Source organism: Haloferax sulfurifontis (assembly GCF_014635105.1).
In the GTDB taxonomy this organism is placed as follows: domain Archaea; phylum Halobacteriota; class Halobacteria; order Halobacteriales; family Haloferacaceae; genus Haloferax; species Haloferax denitrificans.
The window spans coordinates 40,360-66,507 of the sequence record NZ_BMCI01000009.1; the positions used below are offsets into that span (position 1 = coordinate 40,360).

General features: G+C 67.4%; 29 protein-coding genes, 1 tRNA gene, 1 rRNA gene and 1 pseudogene. 8 read left to right on the forward strand and 24 right to left on the reverse strand.

Annotated elements, in window-relative coordinates; translation table 11 throughout:
- The 10 genes from IEV64_RS18825 to IEV64_RS18870 form a co-directional block, all read right to left on the reverse strand.
- The gene (locus IEV64_RS18825; protein WP_188424997.1) at positions 1–660 is read right to left on the reverse strand and encodes an AroM family protein; all 660 of its coding nucleotides are present in this window, start codon (positions 658–660) and stop codon (positions 1–3) included.
- A 1-nt stretch (position 661) separates the two neighbouring features.
- Positions 662–1,585, reverse strand: coding sequence for a DUF1177 domain-containing protein (locus IEV64_RS18830; RefSeq protein WP_188424999.1), 924 nt, complete (start codon positions 1,583–1,585; stop codon positions 662–664).
- Between the two features lie 8 nt (positions 1,586–1,593).
- Positions 1,594–2,676 carry an S-methyl thiohydantoin desulfurase family protein gene (locus tag IEV64_RS18835; RefSeq protein ID WP_188425001.1) on the reverse strand — a complete coding sequence of 361 codons (1,083 nt, stop codon included), beginning with the start codon at positions 2,674–2,676 and terminating at the stop codon, positions 1,594–1,596.
- Positions 2,673–3,035: a hypothetical protein gene (locus IEV64_RS18840; RefSeq protein WP_083874923.1), complete on the reverse strand. Its 363-nt coding sequence runs from the start codon at positions 3,033–3,035 to the stop codon at positions 2,673–2,675. Before IEV64_RS18840 ends, IEV64_RS18835 begins: the two co-directional genes overlap by 4 nt.
- Positions 3,032–4,096 carry an ABC transporter ATP-binding protein gene (locus IEV64_RS18845; protein WP_188425003.1) on the reverse strand — a complete coding sequence of 355 codons (1,065 nt, stop codon included), beginning with the start codon at positions 4,094–4,096 and terminating at the stop codon, positions 3,032–3,034. The genes IEV64_RS18840 and IEV64_RS18845 overlap by 4 nt, the downstream gene beginning before the upstream one ends.
- Positions 4,093–5,220 (reverse strand): ABC transporter ATP-binding protein, encoded by a 1,128-nt coding sequence (locus IEV64_RS18850; RefSeq protein WP_188425005.1) that lies wholly within the window; start codon positions 5,218–5,220, stop codon positions 4,093–4,095. Before IEV64_RS18850 ends, IEV64_RS18845 begins: the two co-directional genes overlap by 4 nt.
- Before the next feature lies 1 nt (position 5,221).
- A complete protein-coding gene (locus IEV64_RS18855) occupies positions 5,222–6,127 on the reverse strand; it encodes an ABC transporter permease (RefSeq protein ID WP_007275401.1) in 906 nt (301 codons plus the stop codon).
- 2 nt (positions 6,128–6,129) lie between these two features.
- A complete protein-coding gene (locus IEV64_RS18860; RefSeq protein WP_188425007.1) occupies positions 6,130–7,149 on the reverse strand; it encodes an ABC transporter permease in 1,020 nt (339 codons plus the stop codon).
- A 51-nt stretch (positions 7,150–7,200) separates the two neighbouring features.
- Complete coding sequence (locus IEV64_RS18865; protein ID WP_188425009.1) at positions 7,201–8,889, reverse strand: ABC transporter substrate-binding protein; 1,689 nt, start codon at positions 8,887–8,889, stop codon at positions 7,201–7,203.
- Between the two features lie 303 nt (positions 8,890–9,192).
- Entirely contained in the window at positions 9,193–9,675 is a 483-nt protein-coding gene (locus IEV64_RS18870) for a DUF7529 family protein (RefSeq protein WP_188425011.1), read from the reverse strand.
- 192 nt (positions 9,676–9,867) lie between these two features.
- Here IEV64_RS18870 and IEV64_RS18875 point away from each other — a divergent pair, with 192 nt between their 5' ends.
- Positions 9,868–10,407, forward strand: a complete 540-nt coding sequence (locus IEV64_RS18875) for an Lrp/AsnC family transcriptional regulator (RefSeq protein WP_188425013.1) — start codon at positions 9,868–9,870, stop codon at positions 10,405–10,407.
- Between the two features lie 339 nt (positions 10,408–10,746).
- On the opposite strand, the gene IEV64_RS18880 is transcribed toward IEV64_RS18875, so the two are convergent.
- The 3 genes from IEV64_RS18880 to IEV64_RS18890 form a co-directional block, all read right to left on the reverse strand.
- Positions 10,747–10,980: a DUF7123 family protein gene (locus IEV64_RS18880; RefSeq protein WP_007275397.1), complete on the reverse strand. Its 234-nt coding sequence runs from the start codon at positions 10,978–10,980 to the stop codon at positions 10,747–10,749.
- Positions 10,981–11,095: 115 nt separating this feature from the next.
- A complete protein-coding gene (locus IEV64_RS18885; protein WP_007275396.1) occupies positions 11,096–11,512 on the reverse strand; it encodes a DUF8036 family membrane protein in 417 nt (138 codons plus the stop codon).
- Complete coding sequence (locus tag IEV64_RS18890; RefSeq protein WP_004967581.1) at positions 11,505–11,798, reverse strand: ArsR/SmtB family transcription factor; 294 nt, start codon at positions 11,796–11,798, stop codon at positions 11,505–11,507. Before IEV64_RS18890 ends, IEV64_RS18885 begins: the two co-directional genes overlap by 8 nt.
- 449 nt (positions 11,799–12,247) lie before the next feature.
- On the opposite strand from IEV64_RS18890, the gene IEV64_RS18895 reads away from it, so the two are divergent.
- The gene (locus IEV64_RS18895) at positions 12,248–13,222 is read left to right on the forward strand and encodes a DUF7551 domain-containing protein (protein WP_188425015.1); all 975 of its coding nucleotides are present in this window, start codon (positions 12,248–12,250) and stop codon (positions 13,220–13,222) included.
- Positions 13,223–13,283: 61 nt separating this feature from the next.
- On the opposite strand, the gene IEV64_RS18900 is transcribed toward IEV64_RS18895, so the two are convergent.
- Complete coding sequence (locus tag IEV64_RS18900; protein ID WP_007275393.1) at positions 13,284–14,285, reverse strand: lysylphosphatidylglycerol synthase domain-containing protein; 1,002 nt, start codon at positions 14,283–14,285, stop codon at positions 13,284–13,286.
- A gap of 147 nt (positions 14,286–14,432) precedes the next feature.
- Between IEV64_RS18900 and fer the strand changes: the two genes are divergently transcribed.
- Together fer and IEV64_RS18910 are read left to right on the forward strand one after the other, a co-directional pair.
- Positions 14,433–15,197, forward strand: a complete 765-nt coding sequence (gene fer, locus IEV64_RS18905) for a ferredoxin Fer (protein WP_188425017.1) — start codon at positions 14,433–14,435, stop codon at positions 15,195–15,197.
- A 63-nt stretch (positions 15,198–15,260) separates the two neighbouring features.
- Entirely contained in the window at positions 15,261–15,734 is a 474-nt protein-coding gene (locus tag IEV64_RS18910; RefSeq protein ID WP_188425019.1) for an FKBP-type peptidyl-prolyl cis-trans isomerase, read from the forward strand.
- 63 nt (positions 15,735–15,797) lie between these two features.
- Here IEV64_RS18910 and IEV64_RS18915 read toward each other — a convergent pair whose 3' ends face one another.
- The 7 genes and pseudogenes from IEV64_RS18915 to IEV64_RS18945 all read right to left on the reverse strand — a co-directional run bounded on the left by IEV64_RS18915 (position 15,798) and on the right by IEV64_RS18945 (position 20,159).
- Positions 15,798–16,679, reverse strand: coding sequence for an ABC transporter ATP-binding protein (locus IEV64_RS18915; RefSeq protein ID WP_188425020.1), 882 nt, complete (start codon positions 16,677–16,679; stop codon positions 15,798–15,800).
- Complete coding sequence (locus IEV64_RS18920; RefSeq protein ID WP_007275389.1) at positions 16,679–17,794, reverse strand: FecCD family ABC transporter permease; 1,116 nt, start codon at positions 17,792–17,794, stop codon at positions 16,679–16,681. The genes IEV64_RS18915 and IEV64_RS18920 overlap by 1 nt, the downstream gene beginning before the upstream one ends.
- Positions 17,791–18,777 carry an FAD-dependent oxidoreductase gene (locus IEV64_RS18925; RefSeq protein ID WP_188425021.1) on the reverse strand — a complete coding sequence of 329 codons (987 nt, stop codon included), beginning with the start codon at positions 18,775–18,777 and terminating at the stop codon, positions 17,791–17,793. Before IEV64_RS18925 ends, IEV64_RS18920 begins: the two co-directional genes overlap by 4 nt.
- 228 nt (positions 18,778–19,005) lie before the next feature.
- Positions 19,006–19,110: pseudogene (locus IEV64_RS18930) on the reverse strand (quinol oxidase); the annotation flags it as partial.
- A 62-nt stretch (positions 19,111–19,172) separates the two neighbouring features.
- Positions 19,173–19,532: a DUF8062 family protein gene (locus IEV64_RS18935; RefSeq protein ID WP_004967592.1), complete on the reverse strand. Its 360-nt coding sequence runs from the start codon at positions 19,530–19,532 to the stop codon at positions 19,173–19,175.
- 110 nt (positions 19,533–19,642) lie between these two features.
- A complete protein-coding gene (locus tag IEV64_RS18940; RefSeq protein WP_007275386.1) occupies positions 19,643–19,825 on the reverse strand; it encodes a DUF8073 family membrane protein in 183 nt (60 codons plus the stop codon).
- A gap of 136 nt (positions 19,826–19,961) precedes the next feature.
- A complete protein-coding gene (locus IEV64_RS18945; protein WP_007275385.1) occupies positions 19,962–20,159 on the reverse strand; it encodes a CopZ family metallochaperone in 198 nt (65 codons plus the stop codon).
- Between the two features lie 131 nt (positions 20,160–20,290).
- Between IEV64_RS18945 and IEV64_RS18950 the strand changes: the two genes are divergently transcribed.
- The 3 genes from IEV64_RS18950 to IEV64_RS18960 all read left to right on the forward strand — a co-directional run bounded on the left by IEV64_RS18950 (position 20,291) and on the right by IEV64_RS18960 (position 24,004).
- Positions 20,291–20,890 (forward strand): AsnC family transcriptional regulator, encoded by a 600-nt coding sequence (locus tag IEV64_RS18950; RefSeq protein WP_007275384.1) that lies wholly within the window; start codon positions 20,291–20,293, stop codon positions 20,888–20,890.
- Positions 20,891–21,031: 141 nt separating this feature from the next.
- On the forward strand, positions 21,032–23,614 hold the full coding sequence (locus tag IEV64_RS18955) for a heavy metal translocating P-type ATPase (RefSeq protein WP_007275383.1): 2,583 nt from the start codon (positions 21,032–21,034) through the stop codon (positions 23,612–23,614).
- A gap of 162 nt (positions 23,615–23,776) precedes the next feature.
- Complete coding sequence (locus IEV64_RS18960; RefSeq protein ID WP_007275382.1) at positions 23,777–24,004, forward strand: DUF8123 family protein; 228 nt, start codon at positions 23,777–23,779, stop codon at positions 24,002–24,004.
- Positions 24,005–24,016: 12 nt separating this feature from the next.
- On the opposite strand, the gene IEV64_RS18965 is transcribed toward IEV64_RS18960, so the two are convergent.
- Complete coding sequence (locus IEV64_RS18965) at positions 24,017–24,871, reverse strand: hypothetical protein (RefSeq protein WP_007275381.1); 855 nt, start codon at positions 24,869–24,871, stop codon at positions 24,017–24,019.
- A gap of 216 nt (positions 24,872–25,087) precedes the next feature.
- On the opposite strand from IEV64_RS18965, the gene IEV64_RS18970 reads away from it, so the two are divergent.
- Positions 25,088–25,234 (forward strand): hypothetical protein, encoded by a 147-nt coding sequence (locus IEV64_RS18970; RefSeq protein WP_188425022.1) that lies wholly within the window; start codon positions 25,088–25,090, stop codon positions 25,232–25,234.
- A gap of 426 nt (positions 25,235–25,660) precedes the next feature.
- On the opposite strand, the gene IEV64_RS18975 is transcribed toward IEV64_RS18970, so the two are convergent.
- Together IEV64_RS18975 and rrf are read right to left on the reverse strand one after the other, a co-directional pair.
- Positions 25,661–25,737: transfer RNA gene (locus IEV64_RS18975), tRNA-Cys, on the reverse strand.
- 176 nt (positions 25,738–25,913) lie between these two features.
- Positions 25,914–26,035: ribosomal RNA gene (rrf, locus tag IEV64_RS18980) — 5S ribosomal RNA — on the reverse strand.
- Between the last annotated feature and the right edge of the window lie 113 nt (positions 26,036–26,148).

The window sequence follows — 26,148 nt, forward strand, 5'->3', positions numbered from 1 at the left end:
TCAGAGCACCTCCTCTGCGGTCTTCGCCAGCACCGACCGCCCGAGCAGGACGCTCGTGTCCGTTATCTCGCGGACGGTCGCCTTCATCTCGGGCGTGTAACCCATGCAGTCCATCACGATGAGGTCGGCGTCGGTGCCGATGTCGGCCGCGGCGGCCGACACCTCGTCTTCGTCGGCGTACGGCGACCCGGCGGCGGTGACGAGGTCGTAGTCGGCCCACTTCTCGAACGTCATGGCCTCCTGTTCCTCCTTGGGCATGATGACGCCGAGGGTGCCCCCGTCGAGGATGGTCGAAACCCACGCCGAAAGCAGGTCGCTCGGCTCGAAGACGGGCACGCTGACGTCGAACGGCGGGAAGTGACCCGTACAGAGGACGCCGATGGCCGTCACCTCGGATTCGAGGTCGCGGATGCGCGCTCCGAGGAGGTCGACGACCGACTCGCGGTCGACGGTGACGGCCGTGCCGTCGGCGAGTCGGGAGACGTACACCGGTTTTCCATCGCGCGGGCCGACCGCGGCCTCGACCTCGGCCGCCGAGTCGAACCGGTCGAGCGCGCCGACCTCGACGATGTCCACCTCCGGCGGGAGGGCCGCCGCGATGTCGGGCGTCACGTCGGTCCGGGGGGCCTGACCGATGGTCACGAGTCCGAGCGTCGACATCTCAGACGCCCTCGCCCTCGCCGAGCGTCTGGAGGCGGCCCATCGAACCGTACAGCGACGTGAGGCGGTCGTACTCGGCCTCGTCGTAGAACGACGCGCGGCCGCGGGTGAAGTCCTTGGCCGTCTCGACGACGAACCCGGTCGCGTCGAGCAGGTCGGTGAGGTAGTTCGCGCCGGTCCCACAGCCGGGGACGGGCGAGACGCTCGTCGTCGCCACGCCCACGACGGGCGCGTCGGTCGCCGTCGCCGGCTGGAGGATGCTGTTGATGTGGTGGACGTCGTTGCCGTAGGGGGTGATGTCCTGCATCGTGAGCGTGAGCGTGCTCGGCGGGCGGCCGGTCGACCGCTCTTGGATGTCGAGGAGGCTGTCGCTCACCTTCAGCACCCACCCCTCCTTGACCGTGGGCGTGATGGCGAAGCCGCGCTCGCAGTGGACGCGGTTGCCCTTCGTGGCGTCGACGGAGACGACGGCGTCCATCTCCTCGTCCACCTCGTGTTCGTTCATGGTGCTCGTATCGACCGGACTGCCCATGAAGGGCACCGGGTCGTGGGGGGAGGTCGGCGCGTCCGGACAGACGTGCGTGGCGATGCGAACGTCGCCGGCGAGCACGTCGCCGCGGGCGCGCGTCTCGCCGAGGTGGAGCGCGACCGCGAGGGCGACGATGGCCCCGTCGGCGTCGGAGACCGGTCCGAGTTCGGCCGGCCGGGCGGCGACCCCGCCGAGGCGACCGATGACGCCGAGCGTCGGCGCGTCCGGGTCGGCCCCGGGGACGACCGTCTTGACGAAGTCGGTCGACCCCTCGTCGGTCGAGATGGTCGTGACTTCCGTGTCGAGACCGTACGTTTCGAGCGCGTCGCGTACCAGTTCGCCGTCCGCGTCGGGACGGCTGAGGATGTCGTATGCTTGCTGAATCTTGTCGAACATGAGTGTCGTTAGTTGAATACGTGTGATTTGACCGCTTTTCCGACCGCCTGTTCCACCGGGTCGAAGAGCGCGGGGTCGGCCATCCCCGCGCCCAGAGAGAGGTTCGCCGCGGGCGCGACGACGACCGCGACTGACCGGCCCTCCGCGAGTTCCGCCGTCGAGACGGGCATCCCCGTCTCGGCGTCGAGCGTCGTGATGAGGTCCGGGAACGTCGCGAGGCGCTCGCCGTCGAGTTCGAGCGTCATGTACTCGTTCCAGAAGGTGAGTTCGCGCCCCTCGATTTCGACCTCACCCACGTCGAAGCCGCCGGTCGTCTCGAGCGCGAACGACTCGACGGGACCGACGAGCGAGACCTCGCCGCCGAGCACGTCGGCGACGCGGTCGGCGGCGTCGCGCCCGTCGTCGGCGAGTCTGACCGCGCGACCGACCGCCTCGGCCCGGTCGTACGTGTCGAGCGCCGCGTTCGCCTCGGCGTAGCTCGCGGGAACGGGGTTGCGAGCGACGGCCACGAGGCCACCGGCGTCTTCGGCCGCGTGTCGCACGAGCGCCGCCGCCGTGCCGAGTTCCGCCTCGACGACCGTCTCCAGTCGGGCCGCGGTGCCCGGCACGCCGCCGACCGCCGCCTGCACCGACTCGGCGTCCTGCGACAGCCCGATAGAGCCCATCGGCCCGGTCGGGTGCGCCCGCCCGTTACAGGCGGCGTCGACGAGCGGGAGCCCGGTCACGGCCGACTGGAGCAGGCCGTTGACCGTGGCGAACCCGCCCATCTCGTTCGTCATCAGCGCGCCGACGGTCGTCCCGTCGGCCGCGAGTCTGTCCACCAGTAGTTCGACCGCGCGCACGTAGTCCGCGGGGTCGACGTGGCTCTCCGTCGCGGCGGGCGCGCCCACGCCGCTGACGGTCAGCACCACGTCCGTCGGGTCGAGGTCGGCGACCGAGACGATTGTCGGCCGGCCGTACTCGACGGCGAGTTCGCCGAACTCGATGCCCTTGGCCAGCGAGCCGCCGCCCCCGCCGCCGAGGACCGCGCCGCCGACCGCGATGTCTTCGACCCATTCCGCCGTTATCGTCCGCGTGTCGTCTGTCGTCATTGGGGTGCCTCGGGGGTGTCTGCGTCGTCGGCCGTCGCGCTGAGGAAGGCGTTCGGCCGCTGTCTGTCGGCGTTGCGAAGCGTCGCGGTCCCCCGCGCCCGGAGTCGCTTCATGCCCGCCGCGAGCAGGTGGTACGTCTGGTCGCGGCCCATCGATTCGAACAGTCCGTCCGATTTCGCCACGGCCGTGGCGCAGACCTCGTCGTCGCGGCACGGCCGGTCGCAGGCCGAACACGCCGGCTGGGCGGCCTTGAACGCCGCCGGGTCGGACGCGCACGACCGGAGCAGTTCGTCGGTCCACGGGCGGTTCCGCCGCGCCCGCCGGAGGGCGGCGAGGCGCTCCGCGCGCTCTGCGGTCATTCCCACTCCGCGCCCTCCTCGAACCGGTCGTCGTGGAGGAAACACCGCGAGACCTGGTCCGGCCCGCGCTCGTACAGGTCGGGTTCCTCGACCGCGCAGGCGTCGAACTCGTGGGCACAGCGCGACCGGAAGGCACAGCCGCTGGGCTTTTCTCTCGGGTCCGGCACCTCGCCGTCGAGCGTGATTCGGTCGGGTTTCGCCAGTTCGTCCTCCTCGCTGATGGTCGAGATGGCGGAGAGGAGCGCCCGGCTGTAGGGGTGTTGCGGCGACCCGAACACCGAGTCCACGTCGCCGACCTCGACGAGCCGCCCGAGGTACATGACGCCGATTCGGTCGGCGACGTTCTTCAGGAGCGAGAGGTCGTGGGTGATAAACAGGTAGGTGATGCCGAACTCCTCCTGTATCTCTTCGAGGATGTTGATGATGCGGGCCTGCACGCTCACGTCGAGCGCGCTCGTCGGCTCGTCGAGGACGACGAACTTCGGGTTGAGCGCCACGGCGCGGGCGATGCCGACGCGCTGTTTCTGGCCGCCCGAGAGCTGTCCGGGGTAGCGGTACATGAACTCCCGCGGGAGGTCCACCATGTCCAGGAGTTCCTCGACCCGTTCGAGCCGGGCCTCGGAGTCGCCGTAGTCGTGAATCTTCAGGGGTGCCTCGATAATCGACTTGACGCGGTGGCGCGGGTTGAGGCTCGAAGACGGGTCCTGATGGACGATTTGCATGTTCCGACGGAACCGCTTGAGCTCGCCGTCCGAGAGGTCGACGACGTTCTGGCCGTCGATTTCGACCCGCCCACTCGTCGGCTCCGTCAGGCGGAGCATCGACCGGCCGGTCGTCGTCTTGCCGGAACCGGACTCGCCGACGAGGCCGAACGTCTCGCCCTCGGCGATGGAGAAGCTCACGCCGTCGACGGCGCGGACCTCCCCCGCCTTCTTCTGGAGGATTCCCTCGAACAGCGGGAAGTGCTTCTTGAGGTTCTCGACCGTGACCATCGGGTCGTCGAGGTCCCGGTCGCGCTGTGCCGCCGCCGTCGGGTCGGTCGTGTACGCTGAGTCGTTCATTGGTCCGTCCCCCCGTCGGCGGAGACGTCGCCGGGCGCGTCGCCGCCGCCGGCCAGCCACGGCGCGGTGCCGATGTCGACCGGGTCGGCGGCGAGCGATTCGTGGCGCTCGCGGGCGGGCGGGCCGTCGAACAGGTGGCACGCGGTCGCGTGGTCTGAGCCGGTCTGCCGCGGGTACGGGTACGCGTCGTAACAGGCCGGCTCCGCGTGCGGACAGCGCTCGACGAACCGACAGCCGACCGGCGGGTCCGTGTAGTCGGGCAGGTGCCCTTCGATGCCGTCGCCGATGCCGGTCGACAGCGTCGGGATGCTCTCCAACAGCCCGCGGGTGTAGGGGTGCTGGGGGTTCGCAAACAGGTCGGCCGTCGGCGCTTGTTCGACGATTTCGCCCGCGTACATCACGTTGATTCGGTCGCTGACCTCGCGGGCGACCCCGAGGTCGTGGGTGATGTAGAGGACGCTCGTGTCGCGTTCTTCGACGAGTTCGTCGAGGAGGTCGAGCACCTTCGCCTCGGTCGTCACGTCGAGGGCGGTGCCGGGCTCGTCGGCGATGAGCAGGTCCGGCTCCGACAGGAGCGCGATGGCGATGAGGACGCGCTGGCGCATCCCGCCGGAGAGTTCGACCGGGTAGCTCTCGAAGACGCGCTCGGGGGCCGAGATTTCGACCTCGCCGAGCATCTCGATGGCCCGCCGCCTGTATTCGGCCTTCGAGCCGGTCGAAAGCGCGTCGCGGACGAGCTTCGACAGCGACAGCCGCGGCCGCCCCTGCCACTTCAGCACGTCCACCATCTGCTCGCCGACCGTCAGGACGGGGTTGAGACTCGTCATCGGGTCCTGCATTATCATGCTCATCTCCTTGCCGCGCCGCGAGTGGCGCTCGGCGTCGGAAAGCGAGAGCACGTCCTCGCCCTTGTATCGAATCTCGCCCTCGGGGATGGTCGCCGAGGGGAGCAGGCCCATGATTGACTTCACGGTGACGCTCTTGCCACAGCCCGTCTCGCCGACGAGCGCCGCGGTCTCGCCGCGGTCGATGGTGAAATCGATGCCGTTTATCACTTCGGCCGTCCCGTCGTGGGTCTCGAAGTGGACGTGGAGGTTCTTCACCTCTAAGATGGGGTCGGCCATCTCAGTCCACCTCCACGTCGAGCACGTCGCGCAGGCCGTCGCCGATGAAGTTGAACCCGAGGACGGCGAAGGAAATCGCCAGTCCGGGGAACACGGCGATCCACCAGAAGCTCGTGACGTAGTTGCGGCCCTGCGCGATCATCGCGCCCCACGTCGGCGTCGGCGGTTGCGCGCCGAGGCCGAGGAACGACAGGCCCGCGCCGACGAGGATGACGAAGCCCATGTCGAGGGTCGCCTTGACCGTGATGGGGCTGACGACGTTCGGGAGAATCTCTTTGAACGTCGTCCGCACCCACCCCGACCCGAGCGCCCGGCTCGACTCGATGAACTCGTCTTCCTTTATCGAGAGCACCTCGCCCTGCACGAGGCGGGCGTACCACGACCACCACGAGAAGGCGATGGCGACCATGACGTTGAACAGCGACGCGCCGGTCGCGGCGACCACCGCCATGGCGAGAAGCGTGGGCGGGATGGCGAGGAAGATGTCCGTCACCCGCATGATGACGGTGTTCGTCGTCCCGCCGAGGTAGCCCGCGATGAGCCCGAGCGTCACGCCGATGGAGATGGCGATAGAGAGGACGACGCCGCTCATCAGGAGCGACAGGCGCGCGCCGAACAGGACGCGGCTGAAGATGTCGCGGCCGGTCGTGTCGGTGCCCATCAGATGCGTCGCGCTCGGCGGCTCGCTCGCCTGGTCGAAGTAGACGCCCGCGCCGGCGTGTTCGGGGAACGGCGCGATGTACGGCGCGAGGAGCGCCGCGGCGACGAGCGTCAGAATCATCGCCAGCCCGACGAGCGAGAGCTTGTTGCCCGCGAAGGTCCGAAAGCCGCGTTTGAGCTGTCGAATCCGCTCTTTTCGGGCGGCGCTCTCGGTGTCGAGAAACGGGATAGTGGTCTTCGTGGACACGGCTATCCCTCCTCCAGCCGCACCCGCGGGTCGAGGTAGCCGTACAGCAGGTCGACCACGAAGTTGGCGGTCACGAAGCCGATACCGACCACGATGGTGACGCCGACGATGGCGTTGAAGTCCTGATAGAGGATGGCCTGAACGCCGTAGCGCGCCATCCCCGGCCACGCGAAGACGATTTCCACGAGGAACGCGTTCCCGAGGAGGAAGCCGAACGCGAGGCCGGCCACCGTGAGTGAACTCGTAAAGGCGTTTTGGAGCATGTACTTGTATTCGATGAGGGTGTTCGGAAGGCCGTAGGCCCGCGCGGCGAGGACGTAGTCCTTGCGCTGTTCGTCGATCATGTCCGAGCGGATGAGCCGCATCACCTGCGCCAGCGTGGCGAGGCCGAGCGCGACGGTCGGCAACAGGAGGTGCGTGGCCGCGTCGACGAACGTCCCGAACTGGCCGGCGATGAGGCTGTCGACCAGATACAGGCGGGTGACCGCCGGCGGAGGTGCCACGCCGTCGCTGAGCCGCCCCGAGAGGGGCAACAGCCCGAGGCTGACGACGAAGACGATTTGGAGGACGATAGCGACCCAGAACCGCGGCATCGACACGCCGAACAGGGCGGTGATGCGCGAGAGATGGTCCTGCCAGCGGTCCTTGTTGGTGCCGGCGACGACGCCGAACGGAATGGCCAACAGAACGGCGCAAAACAGCGTGACGACGGTCAGTTCGAGCGTCGCGGGCAGGCGAGCGACGATGTCGGAAAAGACGTTGTTGTTCGTCCGTAGCGACATCCCCCAGTCGCCCTGTACGACGCCGACGAGCCAGTCGACGTACTGCATCGGCAGGGGCTGGTCGAGGCCCATCTCGGCGCGGAGTGCCGCGACTTGCTGGTCAGTTGCTTCCGGTCCGAGCGCCAACCGAACGGGGTCGCCCGGAATCACGCGGGATATCAGGAAGATGAGCACTGACAGCCCGAAGATGACGGGGACCGAGTGGATTGCGCGCCGAACGAGGTAATCTACGTATGACATTGGTGAGTTGGAAAGACGGCCCGAGGCGGGGCGTCGGAAGTCGTCGGGCGGCTACTCCGCGCGACCCTCGCCGCTCCGAGTCATCGAGTGGACGTCCCAGTCGAACGACATCACGCCGCGGTACTGCCAGCCCTCGACGTTCTCGTTGATGCCGATGCGGTACGGCGGGTTGGCGATGTAGACGCTGGGCATGCCCTCGACGATGAGCGCCTGCGCCTCCTCGTACTTCTCCAGCCGGCTCTGGAGGTCGGAGGTCTGGCGCGCCTCTTCGAGGGTGGCCGCGATTTCGTCGGTGGAGTACCACGACTGGGAGATGTACGACCCGAACGAGGAGGGGTGGTACATCAGGTAGGTGTGGCTGTCCGGCGACGGCATCTTCGCCGTGTGGAAGATGTTCGTCATGTGGGCGGTCGACTCGGCGCTCGTCGCGCGGTCGGTGAGGCGAGCCCACTGCAGGGGGTTGATTTCGAGGTCGATGCCGAGTTCGTTCAGCCCGGCCTGGTTGAGAAGCCCCATCTGGCGCTGGAGTTCGGTGCCGGCGACGACGACGTGTTCGAGGCCGATTTCGTTGATTTCCTCGACGGAGTAGTCCGCCTTGTCGAGGAACTCCTTGGCCTTGTCGAGGTCCTGTTCCATCGGGACGAGGTCGCCGTTGTGGCCCGCCATCTCGCGGGGGACCGGCCCGGCCGCGACGCCGCCGCCGCCGATGATGTCGTTGACGGCGCTGTCGTAGTCGAACGCGTAGGCGATGGCCTTCCGGACGTTGATGTCGTCGGTCGGTGCCTTCCGGCAGTTCAGCGGGAAGTGGAACAACTGCAGTTGCGGCACCTCGGGGACGCGGACGTTGGAGTACGAGTCCATCTCGGCGTACGCCTGCGTGCCCATGTACTGGTCGGTCATGTCGCCTTCGCCCTGTTGCATCGTCGTCTTGATGGTGGACTCCTCGGTGATGACCGTCGAGCGGAACGTGTCGAAGCTGTCCTCGCTCCAGCCCTTCCAGTAGTCCTCGTAGGCGGTCGCCTCGATGGAGTTCCCCTGCTCCCAGTCGTCGAGGACGTACGCGCCCGACCCGGCGGAGTTGCTCTGGAGGTAGGCGTTCCCGTAGTCGCCGTCCTGCTCGTTCTCCTGAACGACGGCGCTGTTGACGACGTAGAACTGGACGAACGTCGCCAGCGCCGGGCCGTACGCCTGATTGAACTCGAAGGCGACGGTCCGCTCGTCGCGGACGGAGATGTTCGAGGGGTCGAGATAGTCGAGCCAGAACGACGAGTAGCCGCGCTGGAGTTCCAGCATCCGGGTGAGCGAGTACGCCACGTCGTCGGCGGTCAGCGGCGTGCCGTCGGAGAACGTCACGTCGTCGCGGAGGGTGAACACCCACGTCTGGCCCTCGTCTTCGGTGTCCCAGCTCTCGGCGATGTGGGCGGTCGGCTGGAGCGTCTCGGCGTCGACCGTGATGAGTTCGTCGTAGAGGTTCTGCGCCGCGAGCCCCTGCGTGTAGTCGACCTGCTCTGCGGGGTCGAGCGTCCCGAACACCTGCCCGGCGATGAAGTGGAAGTCGTTGCCGCCGCTTCCGCCGCTTCCGCCGTCGCTCGTCTGTTCGGTCGCAGTCGAGTCGCTCCCGGAACTCCCGTCGCTCGTCTCGGTCTGCTGGGTCCCCTGACAGCCCGCGAGCGCGACACTCGTCGCGCCCGCACCGATGAGTTTCAGCAGTTTTCTGCGCTCTATGTTGCCGGTTGGCATGGAGGTTTGTGGATACCCCATTCGTATAAAGCTTTCCTAGCGATTGAACATATCGTCTATAAAAGGAGTTGATTCATCTAATTGTGAGTTCGTAATAATATTGGAGAGAACCGAGAACCCACAGGTATGGACGAATACACCCCATAAGAAGATATAGAAGCCGATTCGGTCTTGACTTTCCCGATAGAGATCGAATATGCACAGCTAATCGTGAGAATAGTGGACAGACTCGGCTCGTCAATCACGAGAACGTCGCGGCGAGCGCGGTCGGGGACGAGACGGAATCAGCGACCCCGCGGGCAGTTACTGGGGGAGAAACAGGCCGGGTTCGGTGTGTCGGAACGAACAGCGGCGACTGTTTCCGAGGTCGCTCACCGTCGTTCGAATCTCGGATTCGGTCCGGAGCGTTTCGACGAACGACGAGTCGGTGTCGGCGTCGTAAAACACGGGATAGAGGACCGCTTCCATCGTTTCCTCGGATTTCACGACGACGACGAAGATTCGGACGTTCGTGTCGCGGGCGCGGTAGACCTCGAACTGGTCGAACGCCGCATCAGCCCCCGAGACTGCCGATTCGAGGGCTTCGAGTTCGGAATCCGGAACGAGGAGCCGGAATCCGGAGTCGGCGGCCGCCGCCGCGTCCGACGTGGAGACGTCTCCCGGGTGAAGGACGAGCGTCTCCCAGCCGGAATCTTCGAGTTCCCCCGAGACCTCGTCGATTTCAGTGAGGATGTCGGCCCAATCCGCGAGGGCCTTGTTCGTTCGATTGATTTTTCCGCGAACCATGTCGTTCCCCTCCGTGAACGCGGAGTAAAAGTGTTTGGGGGCCGAAACGCGCGTTCCCCCGACGGCCTGCGATTTCGGTCGGCCGCCGTCTCGACGTGAGTAAACGATTCGTTCACATACTATATCCAATTCGGAGATTTCGAAGAAACATTCATATATATGAAGCTAAGCGATATAACCGTGAGACTAGCAATGCCCGATTCGCAGGAGTGGATGGAGGACCCGCGCGTTGTCGAGCTTCTCGAAGACCGGATGGACAAAAAGGACGTCCGCATCTTCCGCGAGCTGAACAAAGACGGGCGCATCTCGGACACGGAGCTGGCCGACCGCGTCGGGCTCTCGCGGACGGCCGCGCGGCGGCGGCGCAAGATGCTCCAAGAAGACGGCATTCTCGAAATCTTCGCGCTGTTGGTCTTTCGGGCGGCCAACTACCCCTACGCCGAGGTCCACATCTCCTACGACAACCACGCCACGAACGACGAGATAACGGCGTTCATCGAGCGGCTCCTCGACGAGGGACTGGTGTACGAAGTCGCCGAATGTATCGGCGAGTACGACCTGCTGATTCGCGTCTGGCAGTCTTCTTTGAGCAGTATCAACAGCTACGTCCGCGAACTCCTCCAAGACAGCGACGTGGTCGACACCTACACCATCGTCCCCATCACCGACTCCTACAAGATGTTCCACCGGACGTTCTACAGACCGGGCGAAGACGCCAACGACGCGTCGTGACCGAGTCGCGGGTCGCCGCGAGCGAGAATTGGGTGTAATCCGAACGGAGTTCGGCGAGAGTTCGGTCGGTGTTGTCCCGAAGTTCGGAAAACCGCTATTTCACCGTTAGCTCATGTGTAGACGGGGAACAGAACTCCCCTCTCTGTGACGGACCCCGTCGGCGGCGCGCCGCGTCCGCCGAGCACCACACGGTCGCTCGGCCGGTCGTCGGCCGCCGCGTTCCCCGTCTCCCCTGTCGGCCCGGACTGACGCACCGTCTCGGACCCGGTTGCCCTGCCACTTCGGGCCGGAATCCCACCAACATTCTTTTGCGCCGCCGTCGGGCAAGCGCCTCGCAACTCAGTCGGCGGGCTCGACGTACCACGTGGTGCCGCGGGTGTACCCCCACTGGGAGATGCGAGCGGCCTCCGCCTCGCGTTGAAGCCTCCCGACGAGCGACCCGATTTCCTTCGAAGACAGTCCGATCTCGTCGGCGATGTGTCTGCTCTTGAAGTGGAACGCTCCCTCCGAGGCGCGCGCCGAGAGGTACTGTTCGAGGCGGTCTCGCTTGGACGGGGCACTACCGGAACTCATGGTTCGAGGTGCGGGTCGAACGGTGAAATTCGATTTCCGAACTTACGACCAATTCGGGGCCGGATGAGGCACAACTCCCACCGAGTTCGGACGGCCCAATCGCGGGCGGCGGCCCCTACTTGTGGCTCTGGTACAGGAGGATGACCACCGCGACGCTCGTAAAGAGGTCCGGGAGATACGTGAAAGGTCCGAGTTCGACGCCGCGGCCGAACCCCAACAACAGCGGGAGAAACGGGTTCGACGTGACCGCGTGCAACAACAGCGCGACGGTAAAGAGGATGAGACTCAGCGTGAAGCGGTTCGGGAACTCGCGGTAGACGCGGCCGTACGTCGCGAGCAGGACGAGCAGTAAGAGCGTCGTGAACGTCGAGAAGAACAGCTTCGTCTGCACGAGCGCGCCGAAAAGCGGGGTCCGCGGGTCGAAGAACATCGGGAGCCCCGCCTCGGGGAGCGAGAACACGACGCCCAGCGAGGCGGCGACGGCGACCGCGGTGTACCCGGCGGTTCGCCGGAGCGCCGCGGTTTCATGCATCCTCGTCCTCGATATCGGTCTGTTCCGCGATGTCGTCGAGGAGGTCGAGGTTGTCGTCCATCTCCGGCGTCAGGAAGAACAGCTTGCCGTACTCCTCGCCGCTGGTGGTGAGGACGCCGTTCTCCGTGAGCATCTCCAGGTGGTGCTGGACGGTCTTGTAGTTCAAGTCGAGTTCGTTCGAGAGCCGGTTCGTGTTCATCGGGCGCTCGTTCAGCGCGCGGATGATTCTGAGGCGGTTCTTCCCGCCGCGGGTCCCGCCGACGAGCCACCACAACAACTGCCTCATCTGCGCTCCCGTTTTGCTCCGCCGGTGTTCGTGACGTGCATCTGTCGTCGTCTGCTGGAGCGCCGGCGTTCTCGTGGTGCGGTTGTGGGTCGTCATCGTCGCGCGCCCGTCGCGGTCGTCCCGCGGCCGGTCATCGAGGGCGTGTTCGTCTCGCAGTTCGTCGAGTGCGTCATCTATCGAATCTACCCGCGTAACGGCGGATAATGATTCGCCGAACTCGACGCAGAGTTGCCCCCGAGAGGGGCACAAATTAGGCCCAAATTCGAATCGAGACCGACCGACACGGGTGCGATAACGAGGGCAGACGACCGAGGGAAGCGCGTCTCGGGCGGCCTCCCGAGCGACCGCTCGAACCAATACGTTTTAGGCCCGCCTAAACAATGTGTCGAGCGAGCGACGAACGGACCGCGGCGTCGGCGACGACCCGCGAACGGACACACTGACACATCATGGTCGGCACGACACTCACCCAGATACGGACCCACATCGAATCGCTCGCGAGCGACGACGGGAGCTACGAGCTCGTCTGCGGACGGACCGGGGAGCGACCCGTTCCGGTCGACGGCCTCCGGTTCGAGGACCGCGCGACCGCCGAGGCCGCCGCGCGCGCGGCGAGGAAGTACCGCTCCGCGCTCCGGCGGTACGACCCGAAGGTCCCGTACTACGACCTCATCGTCTCGGAGCATGAGGCGCGGTCGGGGGGCGGCGGCGCGAGCGCGAATGCGCCCGCGGAGGGGTGGGCGACCGCCGGGGCGACGCCGGGGCTCCCGAACCCGTCTTGTGACCTCGACCTCGGACCCGACGCGGACGGCCGCGCGGCGTGTGTGGACGGCGGCGACCGCGCCGAGCGGGTCGAGTTCTGTCACCGGGTCGCGGCGGCGGTGTTCGAAGCACTCGTGGACGCCGGCCACCGGGCGGTCGAGACCGCGGTGATGGACGCGTACTTCGACCTCGCGGAGACGGTGTCCAGCGCGGACGACCTCTGTCTGCGCCTGTTGGAGAGCATGGCGACCGCGCTCCACGTGCACCTCCCGTCGGCCGAGCAGGCGGACGTGCTCGAACGCGCCGCCTCGCATCTCGCGTCGCGGCCCGACTCCGCGGGGGCGCTGGAGGCGACGCTGGTGGAGATGGAACGGCTCGGCCTCGTGGAGTCGTACAGCTGTTCGGCGTGGCGGCCCGGCCCGGACGCCGGCACGAGGTCGGCGGAGTTGACCCTCGAAGGCTACGCCCTCTCGGCGCGCGAGGGCCGGCTCCCGGTACTGCCGGTCGTCGTCGAGCTCTACCGCCGCGCGTCGTCGTGGGAGCCCGTCTCCCTGCACGTCACGCCGGCCGAGGGGGGCTGGCACGCGACGCTCTCGGTCTCCTCGAAGTCTAACGCGGTCGGGCTGGCGAGCGTCCCCATCCACGAGCGCACCGCCGACTGACTCGCTTTTCGCTCCTCTCATCACCTCTCACGCCGCCGCGACGGGGGCCGACCAACTCGCCTCAGGCCCGAAAGCCGCGGAGGAAGCCGGTTGCGACGCCGCCACAGCCGAGCGAGACGAGGAGTTCGAACGTCCGCACGACGAGAACCGCCGCGGCCGCGCCCGCGGCCGGCGCGCCCGTCGTGAGGCTGAGCGCGCCCGCGAGAAGCACGTCGTACGCGCCGAGACTCCCCGGAACGGGGACGACGCTCGCCGCCTGCGGGAGCGGGATGACGGCGACAATCGGGAGGAACGCCACGGTCGTGCCGGTGCCGGCGAGCGCGACCCAGAGCGCGAGCGACGTGAGCAGTTGCTCGAAGACGCCGCTGAGCGCGATGACGCCGAGGAGTTCCGGCGCGTCGCGGAAGCGGACGACGCGCTCCCAGAACCGCTCGACCGCGTCGGCGACGGCGTCGCGGCCGAGCGGGGTCTCGCGGGTGACGCCGCTGACGACGCGAACGACCGGAGTCAGGACCGCGACGACGACCGCCGACAGCGCGTCTCGGGCCCAGACGAGCGCGGCACCGACGACCAACAGCGCGGCGACCGCGCCAGCGAGCGTCACGAGGACGAACCGCGGCGTCGGCGCGTCGAGAAAGAGGACGCCGACGATGGCGACCGACAGGAGGAGCTGTGCCGCGGACTTGACGTACTTGGCGACGCCGCGGACGCCGAGGGCCTCGCTGTAGCTCGTCTCGGTCGCGACGCCGAAGAACTGCGCCATGATTGGCTCCGAACTCACCGGGCCGGCGGGGCTGAGCACGTCGAAGAAGTCGCCGGCGAACGCGAACTGGACGCTCGCGCGCGGCGAGAGTCCGCCCCGGAGGGGGCGCACCGACGCCCAGACGCCGAGGCCGTCGACGGTCGCCTCGGCGAGCATCAGACAGCAGACGACGGCGACGGCCCACGGGGCGACGGCCGCGACGCGCGAGCCGACCTCTCCCGGCCCGACGTACCAGAGATACGCCGCGAGCGCTCCGATGCCGAGTCCCGCGCCGACGGCGAACCGAACCCCGCGTCTCACACCCGAAGCAAGCGAGGCCCGCTACAAAACCGCCGCGGCTCGCGGCCGCGGTCGTCCCTCGGACTGTGCGCTCGATTCGAGGACTAAACCACGACGAGACGGCCGGTGGCCGTGGATTTATGCTCGCGAGTTCCTACTAGCCCCGATGTGGACTCCCCGTTCGAGACGCTCGGCATCGACCCGGACGCAGACGAGGACGAACTCGTCGACGCGTACCGTCGGCGGGTGAAGTCGGCCCACCCGGACCACGGCGGGTCGGCGGAGGAATTTCAGGCGGTTCGGACGGCCTACGAGGCGATTCGAGGCGGCTACGAGCCCGGCGACGAACTCGAACCCGTCGAGACGGACGCCCGCCGCCCGACCGACGAGGGCGCGACCCGAAACGGACAGCACGACGCCGGTGCCGCCCGGAACGGCCACGCCGGAACCGGGACCGACGACGCGAGTTCCGGTTCCGGGCCCGATTCGGAGCCGGAGCCCGAACGGCGGGGGGCGCGAGTCGAGTTCCTCGATTACGACGTGCTCACCGACCGCGGCTGGTCGCTCACCGACGACGACCTCTTCGAGAAGGCCGCCGAGAGCGGCCTCGACGGCGACGCCTACGGCGAGGTGTTCGTCGAGTCGCGGACCAACCTCCTGAAAGCGGCCGAGGACGCCGGCCACAGCTGGCCCTTCGCCTGCCGCGGCGGGGCCTGTGCGAACTGCGCGGTGGCGGTCGTCGACGGCGAGGTGAAGATGCCCTCGAACCACATCCTCTCGGAGGAGATGCTGGACCAGGGCGTCCGGCTGTCGTGTATCAGCCTCCCGGTGACCGACGACCTGCAAGTCGTCTACAACATCGAACACCTCCCCGGACTCGACGAGCTCCGACTCCCCCCGCAACACGCCCGGAAGATGAGCACGGGCGACTGACGCGAACCCCCGCCGGGATGCCTCGATGACGACTTTTATGCGCGTCCTCCGCCGACCCCCGCTATGGCAATCGAGTCGGGAGACCGAGTCGCGCTCGCGTACGTCGGACGCTTCGAAGATGGGACCGTCTTCAACACCTCGCGGTACGAGGTGGCGGTCGAACGCGGCCTGTTCGACGCCCAAGAGAAGGACCGCGACGACTACGCCCCCCAGACGTTCGTCGTCGGCGCGGGCCAGATAATTCCGGGGCTCGACGAGGCCGTCGTCGGGATGTCGGCCGGCGAGGAGGCGACCGTGACCGTCCCGCCGGAAGACGCCTACGGCGAGTTCGACCCCGACCGAATCCGGACCTACGACCCCGAGACGTTCGAGGGGATGGTCGGCGAGACGCCCGAAGTCGGCCTGCACGTCCACGCCGAAAACGGGCTTCACGGCGACGTTATCGCCGTCCGAGACGACGAGGTCGACGTCGACTTCAACCACGAACTCGCGGGGAAGACGCTCGTCTTCGACATCGAAATCGTCGCCGTCCAGTAGGCGCTCGGGGCGTGTAGAGTCGCTTCTGCCGAGCGGCCGCACGGAACGAAACGGGTCGACCCGCTACAGCGAGTGCTTCGGGACGATTTCGGGGTCGGGCGAGTAGTTGACCGCGGCCTCGACGCGGAACACGTCGGCGAGGAGTTCCTCGGTGACGACCTCCCGCGGCGGGCCCCAGTCGTACAGTTCGCCGTCCTGCATGGCGACGAGGTAGTCGGCGAACCGCGCCGCCTGCGCGATGTCGTGGAGGACGACCGCGACCGTGACGCCGCGTTCCTCGTTGAGCTGGCGGACCGTCTCCAGCACGCGGAGCTGGTGGTGTAAGTCGAGGTACGTCGTCGGCTCGTCGAGGAGGAGCACGTCGGTGTCCTGTGCGAGCACCATCGCAATCCACGCGAGTTGGCTCTGGCCGCCCGAGAGGTTACCGATCTGCTTGTCGCGGATGTGCTCGACGCCCGCGAGGTCGATGGCGCGCTCGACCGCCTCGTGGTCGGCCTCGTTGACCTGCTCGAAGAAGCTCCGGTGGGGGTACCGGCCGTGGTAGACGAGGTCCTCGACGGTGAGCGACGTGGGAGAGTCGTGCTGTTGGGAGAGCATCCCCAACTCGCGGGCGAACGCCTTGTCGTCGTACTCGGAGATTGACTTCCCGTCGAGGTAGACGCTCCCGCTGTCGGGCGAGAGCTGTTTGGCGAGGGATTTCAGGAGCGTGCTCTTGCCGGAGCCGTTCGGCCCGACGAGCGCCGTGATTTCGCCGCGCGGGATGTCGATTCGGTCGCACTCGACGACCGGGCCCTCGCTCGTCGGATACGAGAGTTCGAGCGCGTCGCCGGTGAGCGCGCTCTGGCGGTCGGAGTCGCCTTCGACGCTCGCGTTTCCGCCCGCGTTCGCGTCCGTGTCACCGTGTTGTGCCATCTGTTGGGGGTTCTCCGATTGCTGGTTCGACATCACACTTCACCGATGTTCTGCTGTTTGCGCATGAGATAAAGGAAGTACGGCCCGCCGACGAGGCCCGTGACGACCCCGACCGGGAGCTGAATCGGGTTGAGCGCGAGGCGCGCGCCCACGTCGGCGGCGACCATCAGCGCCGGGCCGGCGAACAGACAGCCGACGACGAGGCGCTTGTAGTCGCTCCCGACCACGTTCCGCACGAGGTGCGGGACGACGAGACCGACGAAGCCGACGATGCCGGCGACGGCGATGCTCGCCGCGGCCGCGAGGACCGCGACGCCCGAGAGGGCGAACCGGACCTTCTCGATGGACATCCCGAGCGAGCGGGCGGTCTGCTCGCCGAGAAGCAGGACGTTGAGCTGTCGGGAGCTTCCGAGCGCGAGGGCGACGGCGATGATGGACCACGGGAGGGCCATGCGGACCTGTTCCCAGTCCGTGCCGGTGAGCGAGCCGGTCGTCCACGCGATGGCCGACTGGACGACGCCGATATCGTCGACGAAGAAGAAAAGCCCCGTCTGGAGGCTCTGGAAGACGGTGCCGACGATGACGCCCGCGAGGACGAGCCTGACCGGCGAGGTGCCGTTCTTCCACGCGATGAGGTAGACGAGGACGAACGCGAACATCCCGCCGAGCGCCGCCAGAAGCGGGAGGTACGCCGCGAGCCCCGAGAAGACGACGAGCGTGAGGAGGATGAGCAGTCCGGCCCCCGACGAGACGCCGAGGATGAACGGACTCGCCAGTTCGTTCCGCGTGACCGCCTGAAAGATTGCGCCGGAAATCGCGAGGTTCGCGCCGACGATGATGGCGACGAACACCCGCGGAAGCCGGATGTTCCAGACGATGAGCGTCTGTCGACCGAGTTCGGGGAGTTCGCCGCCGAGGAGGAACACCTGCCAGACTTGCGGGTCGAAGATGACCGCGGGGTCGAAGACGGCGCGCCACGCCTCGGCGATAGTCATCGAGAACGCGCCGAAGCTGACCTGCACGAGGCCGCCGGCCACGACGACGACGAGGCTGGCGAGACAAAGCGACAGGAGCGACCCGTCAATCCAGCCGAACAGCCGGGTCAGCGCCGACCCGGAGGACTGTTCGGTCGGCGTCGTCCCGCTCACTGCTCGACACCTCCGAGTTCGCGCCCGTCGAGGTAGTCAGCGAGCGCCTCGTCGGGAAGGGCGTCGAGGACGCGTTCGGTGCCGATTGTCTCGACGAGTCGCCGGATGCCGCGGGGTTCCGCGGCCTCGACCTCGTGGTCGGTCCGGCGGGTGTCGAACGCCCGGTCGATGTAGGACTCGCGGAGTTCCGCGAGGTGCTCGTCGTCGAGGTCGGCGTCGGCCGGCACCTCGCCGTCGAACCACTCGCGCCAGCGGTCGCGGTCGCCCCACTCACCTTGGAACTCGGTGTCGGCGCGGAGCCAGTCGTAGTGGCGCGCGAGGTCGCCGGGGAAGCCGCGCTCGCGCCGGCGGTCCTCGATGAGACACCGGGCGACGTGACCGCCCTGTCCGGCCGCGATGCCGACCTGCGCGTTTCTCTCGCCCGAGGGCGCGGCGACGTACAGCCCCTCGACGGGGGTCCGCCCGTCGTCGGCGTAGTCGGAATCGAAGTGCTCGTGGACCTCGCCGTGGTGGTCGCGTTCCTCGAACATCGCGTCGTCGTCGTCGAGGCCGCGGAGGTAGTCGCCGTCGTACCACGCGGCGGCGACGACGCAGTCGGCCTCGACCCGGCGACCCTCCTGCGTGCGGACGACGAACCGCCGGGCGTCGGCGTCGAACGCGTCCGACTCGCTTTCGCTCGCATCCGCGGCCTCGCCCTCGTCACCCGGTCGCTCGACCGAGACGACCATGTCGGCGACGTAGTCCGCGCCGACCTCGGCGAGGTGTTCGTGCACGAGCGCGGTGAAGGTGTCCACGCCGATGCCGGCGGGGAAACCGAGGTAGTTTTCGAGGTACGCACACCGGCGGAAGGCGGCGTTACCCCGGTCGAAAACGACGGTGTCGAGACCGTATCGCGCGGTGAAGACGGCCGCGGCGCATCCCGAGGGACCGCCGCCGACGACGACCACGTCCGCCGATTCGGGGCCGGTGTCTTGAGCGGTCACGGCTCAGACCCTCCCCGTGAGAACAGCCCATCGAAACGCGTGGTCGACGTCGACTCCGTCTTCGTTCATACGTTTTAGGCGTCCCTAATACAATAAACCACTTTCGGATTTTAGGGACTCCTAAACCCGACGACACGCTTCGAAACGGTCCGAAGAGGAACTCACGTGCCTGGTAATCGACGATGTCGTCCGAGAGAAACGATGCCGAACGCGGCCGGAGCGCCCCCCTCAGCCGAGGAGGTACTTGAGCTTGGGCCGCCGGCGGACGAACTCCATCGCTTCGAGGTACGCGTCGAGGCCGAGGATGCGGCCCGCCGCGAGCGCGCCGACGACCGACACCGGCGGCGGTGACTGACCACGCGCCAGCGGCGCGACTAACCGGACGCCGCCGAGCCTCACTCGGGCGTGATGACGACCCCGTCGTCGTCGGCGTGGTCCATCGACACCTCGTGTCGCGTGTGGCGGGCGTGCGCGCGGGCCCACCGGCGGGCGCTGGCCTCGGAGAGGAACTGCTCGCCGTCGGGACACCGCCGACAGCTGACGACCCACGGCGAGACGTCGTCCGGGAAGTGACCGGTGTGGCGGCGATGGTCGAGCGCGAACTGCTCGACCGACTGGTTCCCCAGCTGTAGCTCGTCCAGTTCGTACGAGAGGTCCCACTCCTCGCCGCAACGCGAACACGAGACGGTGGGCGTGTCGTCTATCGGGGCGGTGGGGGAGTGCGTGCGAAAGTCGTCGTCGCTCGGTGGAGACACAGACGGGGTTGGAACCGCGGCCTCTTGTAACCGCCTACAGCCGAAGTGAAAGACAGGCGGATGACAGTTCGCCGCGGGACCGGCACAACTCCGACTCGCCGCCCGCCGGTTCACTCCGCGCTCGACTCCCAGTCCCTGACCAGCGCGACGGCGAAAATCGTCAGCAGGGCGGCGATTCCGGCGTTTCTCGCGAAGTCCCCGGTGTCGCCGGCGGCGAGTCGAACGACGCCGAGCGCGAGGAGGAGCCCGATGGCGAGCGCGAACAGGACGGTCGCCCACGACCGCGCGTGCATGGTCGAGCGTAGCGGGTCGCCGGCTAAAACCGTTCAGGTCGGCGCGTCGAAGCGACTTGTCGGTCGCGCCGTCCGATTCTTCGAGTCTTCGTTCTGCGAGTCTTCTCGCCCGGCCCGGCCCGTCGTCGCCTCGGGGTCAGGCGCTCGCGTCGTAGCCCGCGTCTTCGACGGCCGCGACGAGGGCGTCGGTGTCGGCGTCGCCCTCGACGGTCGCGCGCTCCGCCTCGCGGTCGGCGGTCGCGTCCTCGACCCCGTCGACGCCGGCGAGGGCGTCAGCGACGCGCTGTTCGCAGTGTTCGCAGGTCATCCCGGTGACGGTGAGGGTTGTCGGCATACGGTTCGAGGGAGGGGCTTCTCGATTTAGTGGGTTTCCCTTTCGGCGATTCGGTGACGTACCGGCATCTGCTTTCGAATCGAAAGCTGAACGCGGGAAAAATCTATGACATCGCGGTGCCAAACGGAGCCATGCGTGCGCTCGACGAAACCGACCTCCACATCCTCGAACTCCTCGCCGAAGACGCCCGCCGACCGTTCAGCGACATCTCCGCCGAAGTCGGCCTCTCCGCGCCGGCGGTCTCCGACCGCATCGACCGCCTCCGCGAGGAGGGCATCATCCGTCGGTTCACCGTCGACCTCGACCAGTCGACGCTGTCGGGCGGGACGCCCGTCCTCGTCAGGCTGACCGTCCGCCCGGAGTTCGTCGACGAGGTCCGCGACGCCCTCCGCGCGGCCGACCCGGTCCAACACCTGTTCGTCGCGGCCGACGGGGAGGTGACCGCCCACGCCCGACTCGACGGAAGCTCCGTCCGCGCCCAGTTGGACGACCTCGTCGACCTCTCGCGGGTCCGCGACTACGAGGTGAGCCTCGTGGAGTCCGCCGAGTGGACGCCGACGGTCAACGGGACCGGCTTCGCCCTCGAATGCGCCGAGTGCGGCAACACGGTGACGAGCGAGGGCGAGAGCGCCCGCATCGGCGGGTCGCTCTACCACTTCTGCTGTTCGTCCTGTCTCGGCCGGTTCGAAGACCGATACGACCGCCTCGAAGCCGGCGCGAACGACGACTGAGCGGGCGGGCGACGGTCGGGCGGTGCTGGCGGCGACCGAGCGTCGAACCCGCCGGTTTCGAATCTAAAGTTCCGCCCCTCTCGGACGTTCGGTTCTGAAGGGGCAACCGAGGTAAGCAAGGGGCACGTACGTCTAGGTGAGATGAGTAGCCGAACGGCCCATTTAGACATCCGCGGAATGAGTTGCGCGAACTGCTCGCGCACCGTCGGCGAGGCGTTGGAGGCGCTCGACGGCGTGACGAGCGCCAGCGTCAACTTCGCCACCGACGAGGGGTCGGTGGAGTACGACCCCGAGGAGGTATCGCTCGGCGAAATATACGACGCCATCGAGGACGCCGGCTACGAGGCGCTCTCGGAGACCCGAACCATCGGCATCACCGGGATGAGCTGTGCGAACTGCGCCGACGCGAACCGGAAGTCCTTGGAGTCGGTTCCGGGCGTCGTCGCCGCCGAAGTCAACTTCGCCACCGACGAGGCGCACGTCACCTACAACCCCGCCGACGCGAGCCTCGACGACATGTATCGGGCGGTCGAAGACGCCGGCTACACGCCCATCCGCGAGGGCGGCGACGACGAGGGTGACGCAGAGGACGCCCGCGACGCCGCCCGCAACGAGGAGATTCGCCGACAGAAGCGCCTGACGCTTTTCGGCGCGGCGCTGTCGCTCCCGCTTTTGGCGATGCTCGCGGTCGAACTGTTCGGCGGCGGCCTCCCCGAGACGATTCCCGGCACGGGCGTCCCGGTCGGCTGGATCGGCTTCGCGTTCGCCACGCCGGTGCAGGTCTACCTCGGCCGCGAGTTCTACGAGAACTCCTACACGGCGGTCGTGCGGAACCGCACCGCCAACATGGACGTGCTCATCGCCATGGGGTCGTCCACGGCGTACGTCTACTCGATCGCCGTCCTCAGCGGCCTGCTCGCCGGCAGTCTCTACTTCGACACCGCGGCGCTCATCTTGGTGTTCATCACGCTCGGGAACTACCTCGAAGCGCGCTCGAAGGGACAGGCGTCGGAGGCGCTCCGGACGCTCCTCGAACTCGAAGCCGACACCGCGACGCTCGTCGACGACGACGGGACCGAACGCGAGGTCCCCCTCGACGACGTCGAGGTCGGCGACCGCATGAAGGTCCGCCCCGGCGAGAAGATTCCGACCGACGGCGTCGTCGTCGACGGCGACTCCGCGGTCGACGAGTCGATGGTCACCGGCGAGTCCGTCCCCGTCTCGAAGGCCGAAGGCGACGAGGTCGTCGGCTCGACGGTGAACCAAAACGGCGTCCTCGTGGTCGAAGCGACCAAGGTCGGCTCCGAGACGGCCATCCAGCAGATCGTCTCGCTCGTCAAGGAAGCACAGGGCCGCCAGCCCGAGATTCAGAACCTCGCCGACCGCATCTCGGCGTACTTCGTGCCCGCGGTCATCGCCAACGCCCTCCTGTGGGGCGTCGTCTGGTTCCTCTTCCCCGAGGCGCTTTCCGGCTTCATCCGGTCGCTCCCGCTTTGGGGCCTCGTCGCGGGCGGTCCGGTCGCCGCGGGCGGCGCGGTCTCGACGTTCGAGTTCGCCGTCGTCGTCTTCGCCTCGGCCGTGCTCATCGCCTGCCCCTGCGCGCTCGGCCTCGCCACCCCCGCCGCGACGATGGTCGGGACGGCAATCGGCGCGCGCAACGGCGTCCTGTTCAAGGGCGGCGACGTGCTCGAACGCGTCAAAGACGTCGAGACGGTCGTCTTCGACAAGACCGGCACGCTCACCAAAGGCGAGATGACGCTGACCGACGTGGTCGCCGTCGGCCCCGCCGCCGACGGCTCCGGCGTCGTCACCGCCGACGACGAGACGCTCGACGAAGACGCCGTCCTCCGGTACGCCGCCTCGGCCGAGCGCAACAGCGAACACCCGCTGGCCCGCGCCATCGTCTCCGGCGCGGAGGACCGCGGTCTCGACCTCGCGGAGCCGGCGGACTTCGAGAACGTTCCCGGCCACGGGATTCGCGCGACCGTCGAGGGAAAGACCGTCCTCGTCGGCAACCGCAAACTCCTCTCTGAGGCGGGCGTCGACCCCGCGCCGGCCGAAGACGCGCTCCGCGACCTCGAAGGCGAGGGCAAGACCGCGATGCTCGTCGCGGTCGACGGCGACCTCGCGGGCGTCGTCGCCGACGCGGACGAAATCAAGGAGTCGGCCGCCGAGGCCGTCGCCGCGCTCCGCGACCGCGACGTGACCGTCCACATGATTACCGGCGACAACGAGCGCACCGCCCGCGCCGTCGCCGAGCAGGTCGGCATCGACCCCGAGAACGTCAGCGCGGGCGTCCTCCCCGAGGACAAGGCCGACGCGGTCGAGTCTCTGCAGGCCGACGGGACGAGCGTCATGATGGTCGGCGACGGCGTCAACGACGCGCCCGCGCTCGCCGCCGCGTACGTCGGCACGGCGCTCGGCTCCGGCACCGACGTGGCCATCGAGGCCGCCGACGTGACGCTCATGCGCGACGACCCGCTCGACGTGGTGAAGGCCATCCGCATCTCCGCGGGGACGCTCGCCAAAATCAAACAGAACCTGTTCTGGGCGCTCGGCTACAACACCGCGATGATTCCGCTCGCGTCGCTCGGCCTCCTCCAGCCGGTGTTCGCCGCGGGCGCGATGGCGCTGTCGTCGGTGTCCGTCCTCACGAACAGCCTCCTGTTTCGGACCTACACGCCGGACCACGACTACCACTTCCTCGACTTCCTGCGGCGGTAGTCGCCCGGTTCGGTCGACGCTCGCCGACCGCCCCCGGCGTTTCTGTTTCGTCTCCGCTTCGTGTCGGCCCGCCATGTCTCTGCCGTGTCCCCGCTTGTCCCCGCTGTGTCCCCGCCGTGTTCCCGTCTCGCTTTTCTCCTCGCGGCGCGACGCTTCCGAGTGATGATTCGCCGAGCCCTCGCGCGGACGGAGTCGTGGCCGTCGGTCGCCGTCAGCGCGTTCCTCGTCCTCGTCGGCCTCGGGACACTCGTGGAGGCCTCGTGGCGCTACGCACCCAGTGATTCGGTTCTCACGGTCGCCGGGCTCCAGATACTCGGGTCGCTGTCGGCCGTCGCTATCGGAATCGGAATCGCGTGGCTCGAAGCGAAGACTGCGCGCGAAAAACGGTGACTGCCGCGGCGTTCAGTACCGCGACGGGAGGAACGCCATGCCGACGAGGAGAATGCTCGTGGTGAACGAAACGATGGCGACACCCCAGAGGCCGTTTTCCGTCTCGTGGTAGTGCTCGATTTCGGACAGTTGGGCCTGATAGCTGTCGTAGTTCTGCGTCAGGACGAGGGTCTCGCCGTCCGGGAAGTACGCGAGGTACTGCTGTCCGGAGAGAGTCAGGTTCGCCTCGTTGTCGACGGTGACGGTGTTCTCCTCGGGAGCGAACCACTCGACGGTCACGCCGGAAGTCTCGACAGCCGCGACGGTGACAGACTGGTTGTTGTAGCCGAAGGAGTCGCCCTCGGCGACGGTGCGCGTCTCGTTTTCCGGGAAGTACTCGTCGACCGAGACGAGCGTCGAATCGTTGATGACGACGTAGCGCTCGCCGTCACGGGTGACGGTCTCGTTGTCGGCGTTCGAGTCGGCCCGGAGAATCGCGGTCTCGTTGTACAGTTCGACCAGCGTCGCCTCGCTGGGGTCCGAGACGTTGGCGATTTCGACACGGTAGTCGGTGCCGTCGAGCGTGACGGTGCTCTCGTTGTCCCACGTCTCCGTGTACCGGGCCGACTCGTTCACGTACGTGAGCTCACCGGAACGGACCAGCGTCGTGCCGCCACCGTGGCCGCCCGACTCCTCCTCTTCGGTTATCGACGATACTGTGTACGCCTGGTCGCTACCGGGGACGGAGAACTCGTCTCCCTGTGCCAGCGAGTACTCGGGGTTCTCGAAACTGACCGACGGCGTCGATGCAGTCGCGATAAGCGAGTATGCACCGGCACCGATGACCAGGAAGAACACGACGGAGATGACCGCGGCGCGTCGTTGCATGGTTTCGGCATGGGCCACGCGGCGTATAACGATTACTTTTCCTCGGAGCGTGTCACCGCGTCGCGCGCCCGCCGGCGGCGACTCCCACCCTCAATACGGCGGGGCGGAAGCGCAGTCGCGGTCGCAGATTGACGAGACTTTTTGAATCTGTCGGCCGAACGGACGTATCATGAGTTACGGACCAGTCGCGCGACGGCACCGCATCGGGGGAGGGCCGTGACGCGCGCGGACGACCACATCATAGAGCAGTTGGAACTCGTCTCCGACCGGTTCGACTTTCTCGACGCGCTCGACGGCGCGGAGCTCGACGAAACGCTGTTAATTCGCGCGCGTGCCGACGGCTTCGCCTGGCTCTCTGGGTGAACGCTACCGTGGCTCGAACGAGCGGCGGCGCTCGGTGACGAACCGAAGGCGCTCGCGAAGATGACTCTCGGAGACGTGTACGTGCGGTCGGGTGAGACTGACGACGGACTCTCGCTTCTCGCGGCGGCAACCGAGTCCGCGCCGACGGCGGTCCTCGAAGGTCGATGACAGTACGCCGGTGCACTCCGCGAAGTCGGCAACGCAACCGAGGCGCTCGCCGAACTACGGCGCGCTACGACGTGCTTTTCGTCCGTCGAAGCAGGGGTTCGAGCGCGAAAGACCGCACTCGACGCCCTCGAACTCGCACGCGAACTGGGCGACGTCGACGCGGTCAACGCGCTCAAAGCACGACTCGTGCGATAGCGTCGTCACTCACCGCTTCGATTCCGAGACGCGTCGCTCGCGGGAGCAACGTTCGAAAGGAAAAGCCAAGGGCCGGATTTGAACCGGCGGGGGTTCCGCTCTGCAGGCGGATGCGTTGGGCCGAACTCTGCCACCTTGGCGCAGTTACTGGTATCCCTGTCTTGTGCTTAAGCCTGACGGTGTGCAACCTGAGTCGGGCGTTTTCGGTGTCTCGACCGGAGTGCGGTCGCTCTGAATGTGTGCGTGCGAGCGGACCATCCGCTCGCTATAAATGAAAAAAGCCCACTGGACCGAAGTCCAGCGGGCTCTGTATGAGTGGGGGCGGCGAACTGGATTTCCCAGAGGATCGCTCACTCCAGTACTGACCAGAACGCAGGTGAGCTTAACTTCCGTGTTCGGGATGGGTACGGGTGGAACCTCACCGCTCTGGCCGCCTTAATGCCGACCAGCGGAATCGAACCGCTGTCATACCAATATCGGTCGGGTCGTCGTACCAATGTATACGTGCAATCCAGTTTGCGCCTGGACCCGTTCTCGGGTCTCAGTGCGTA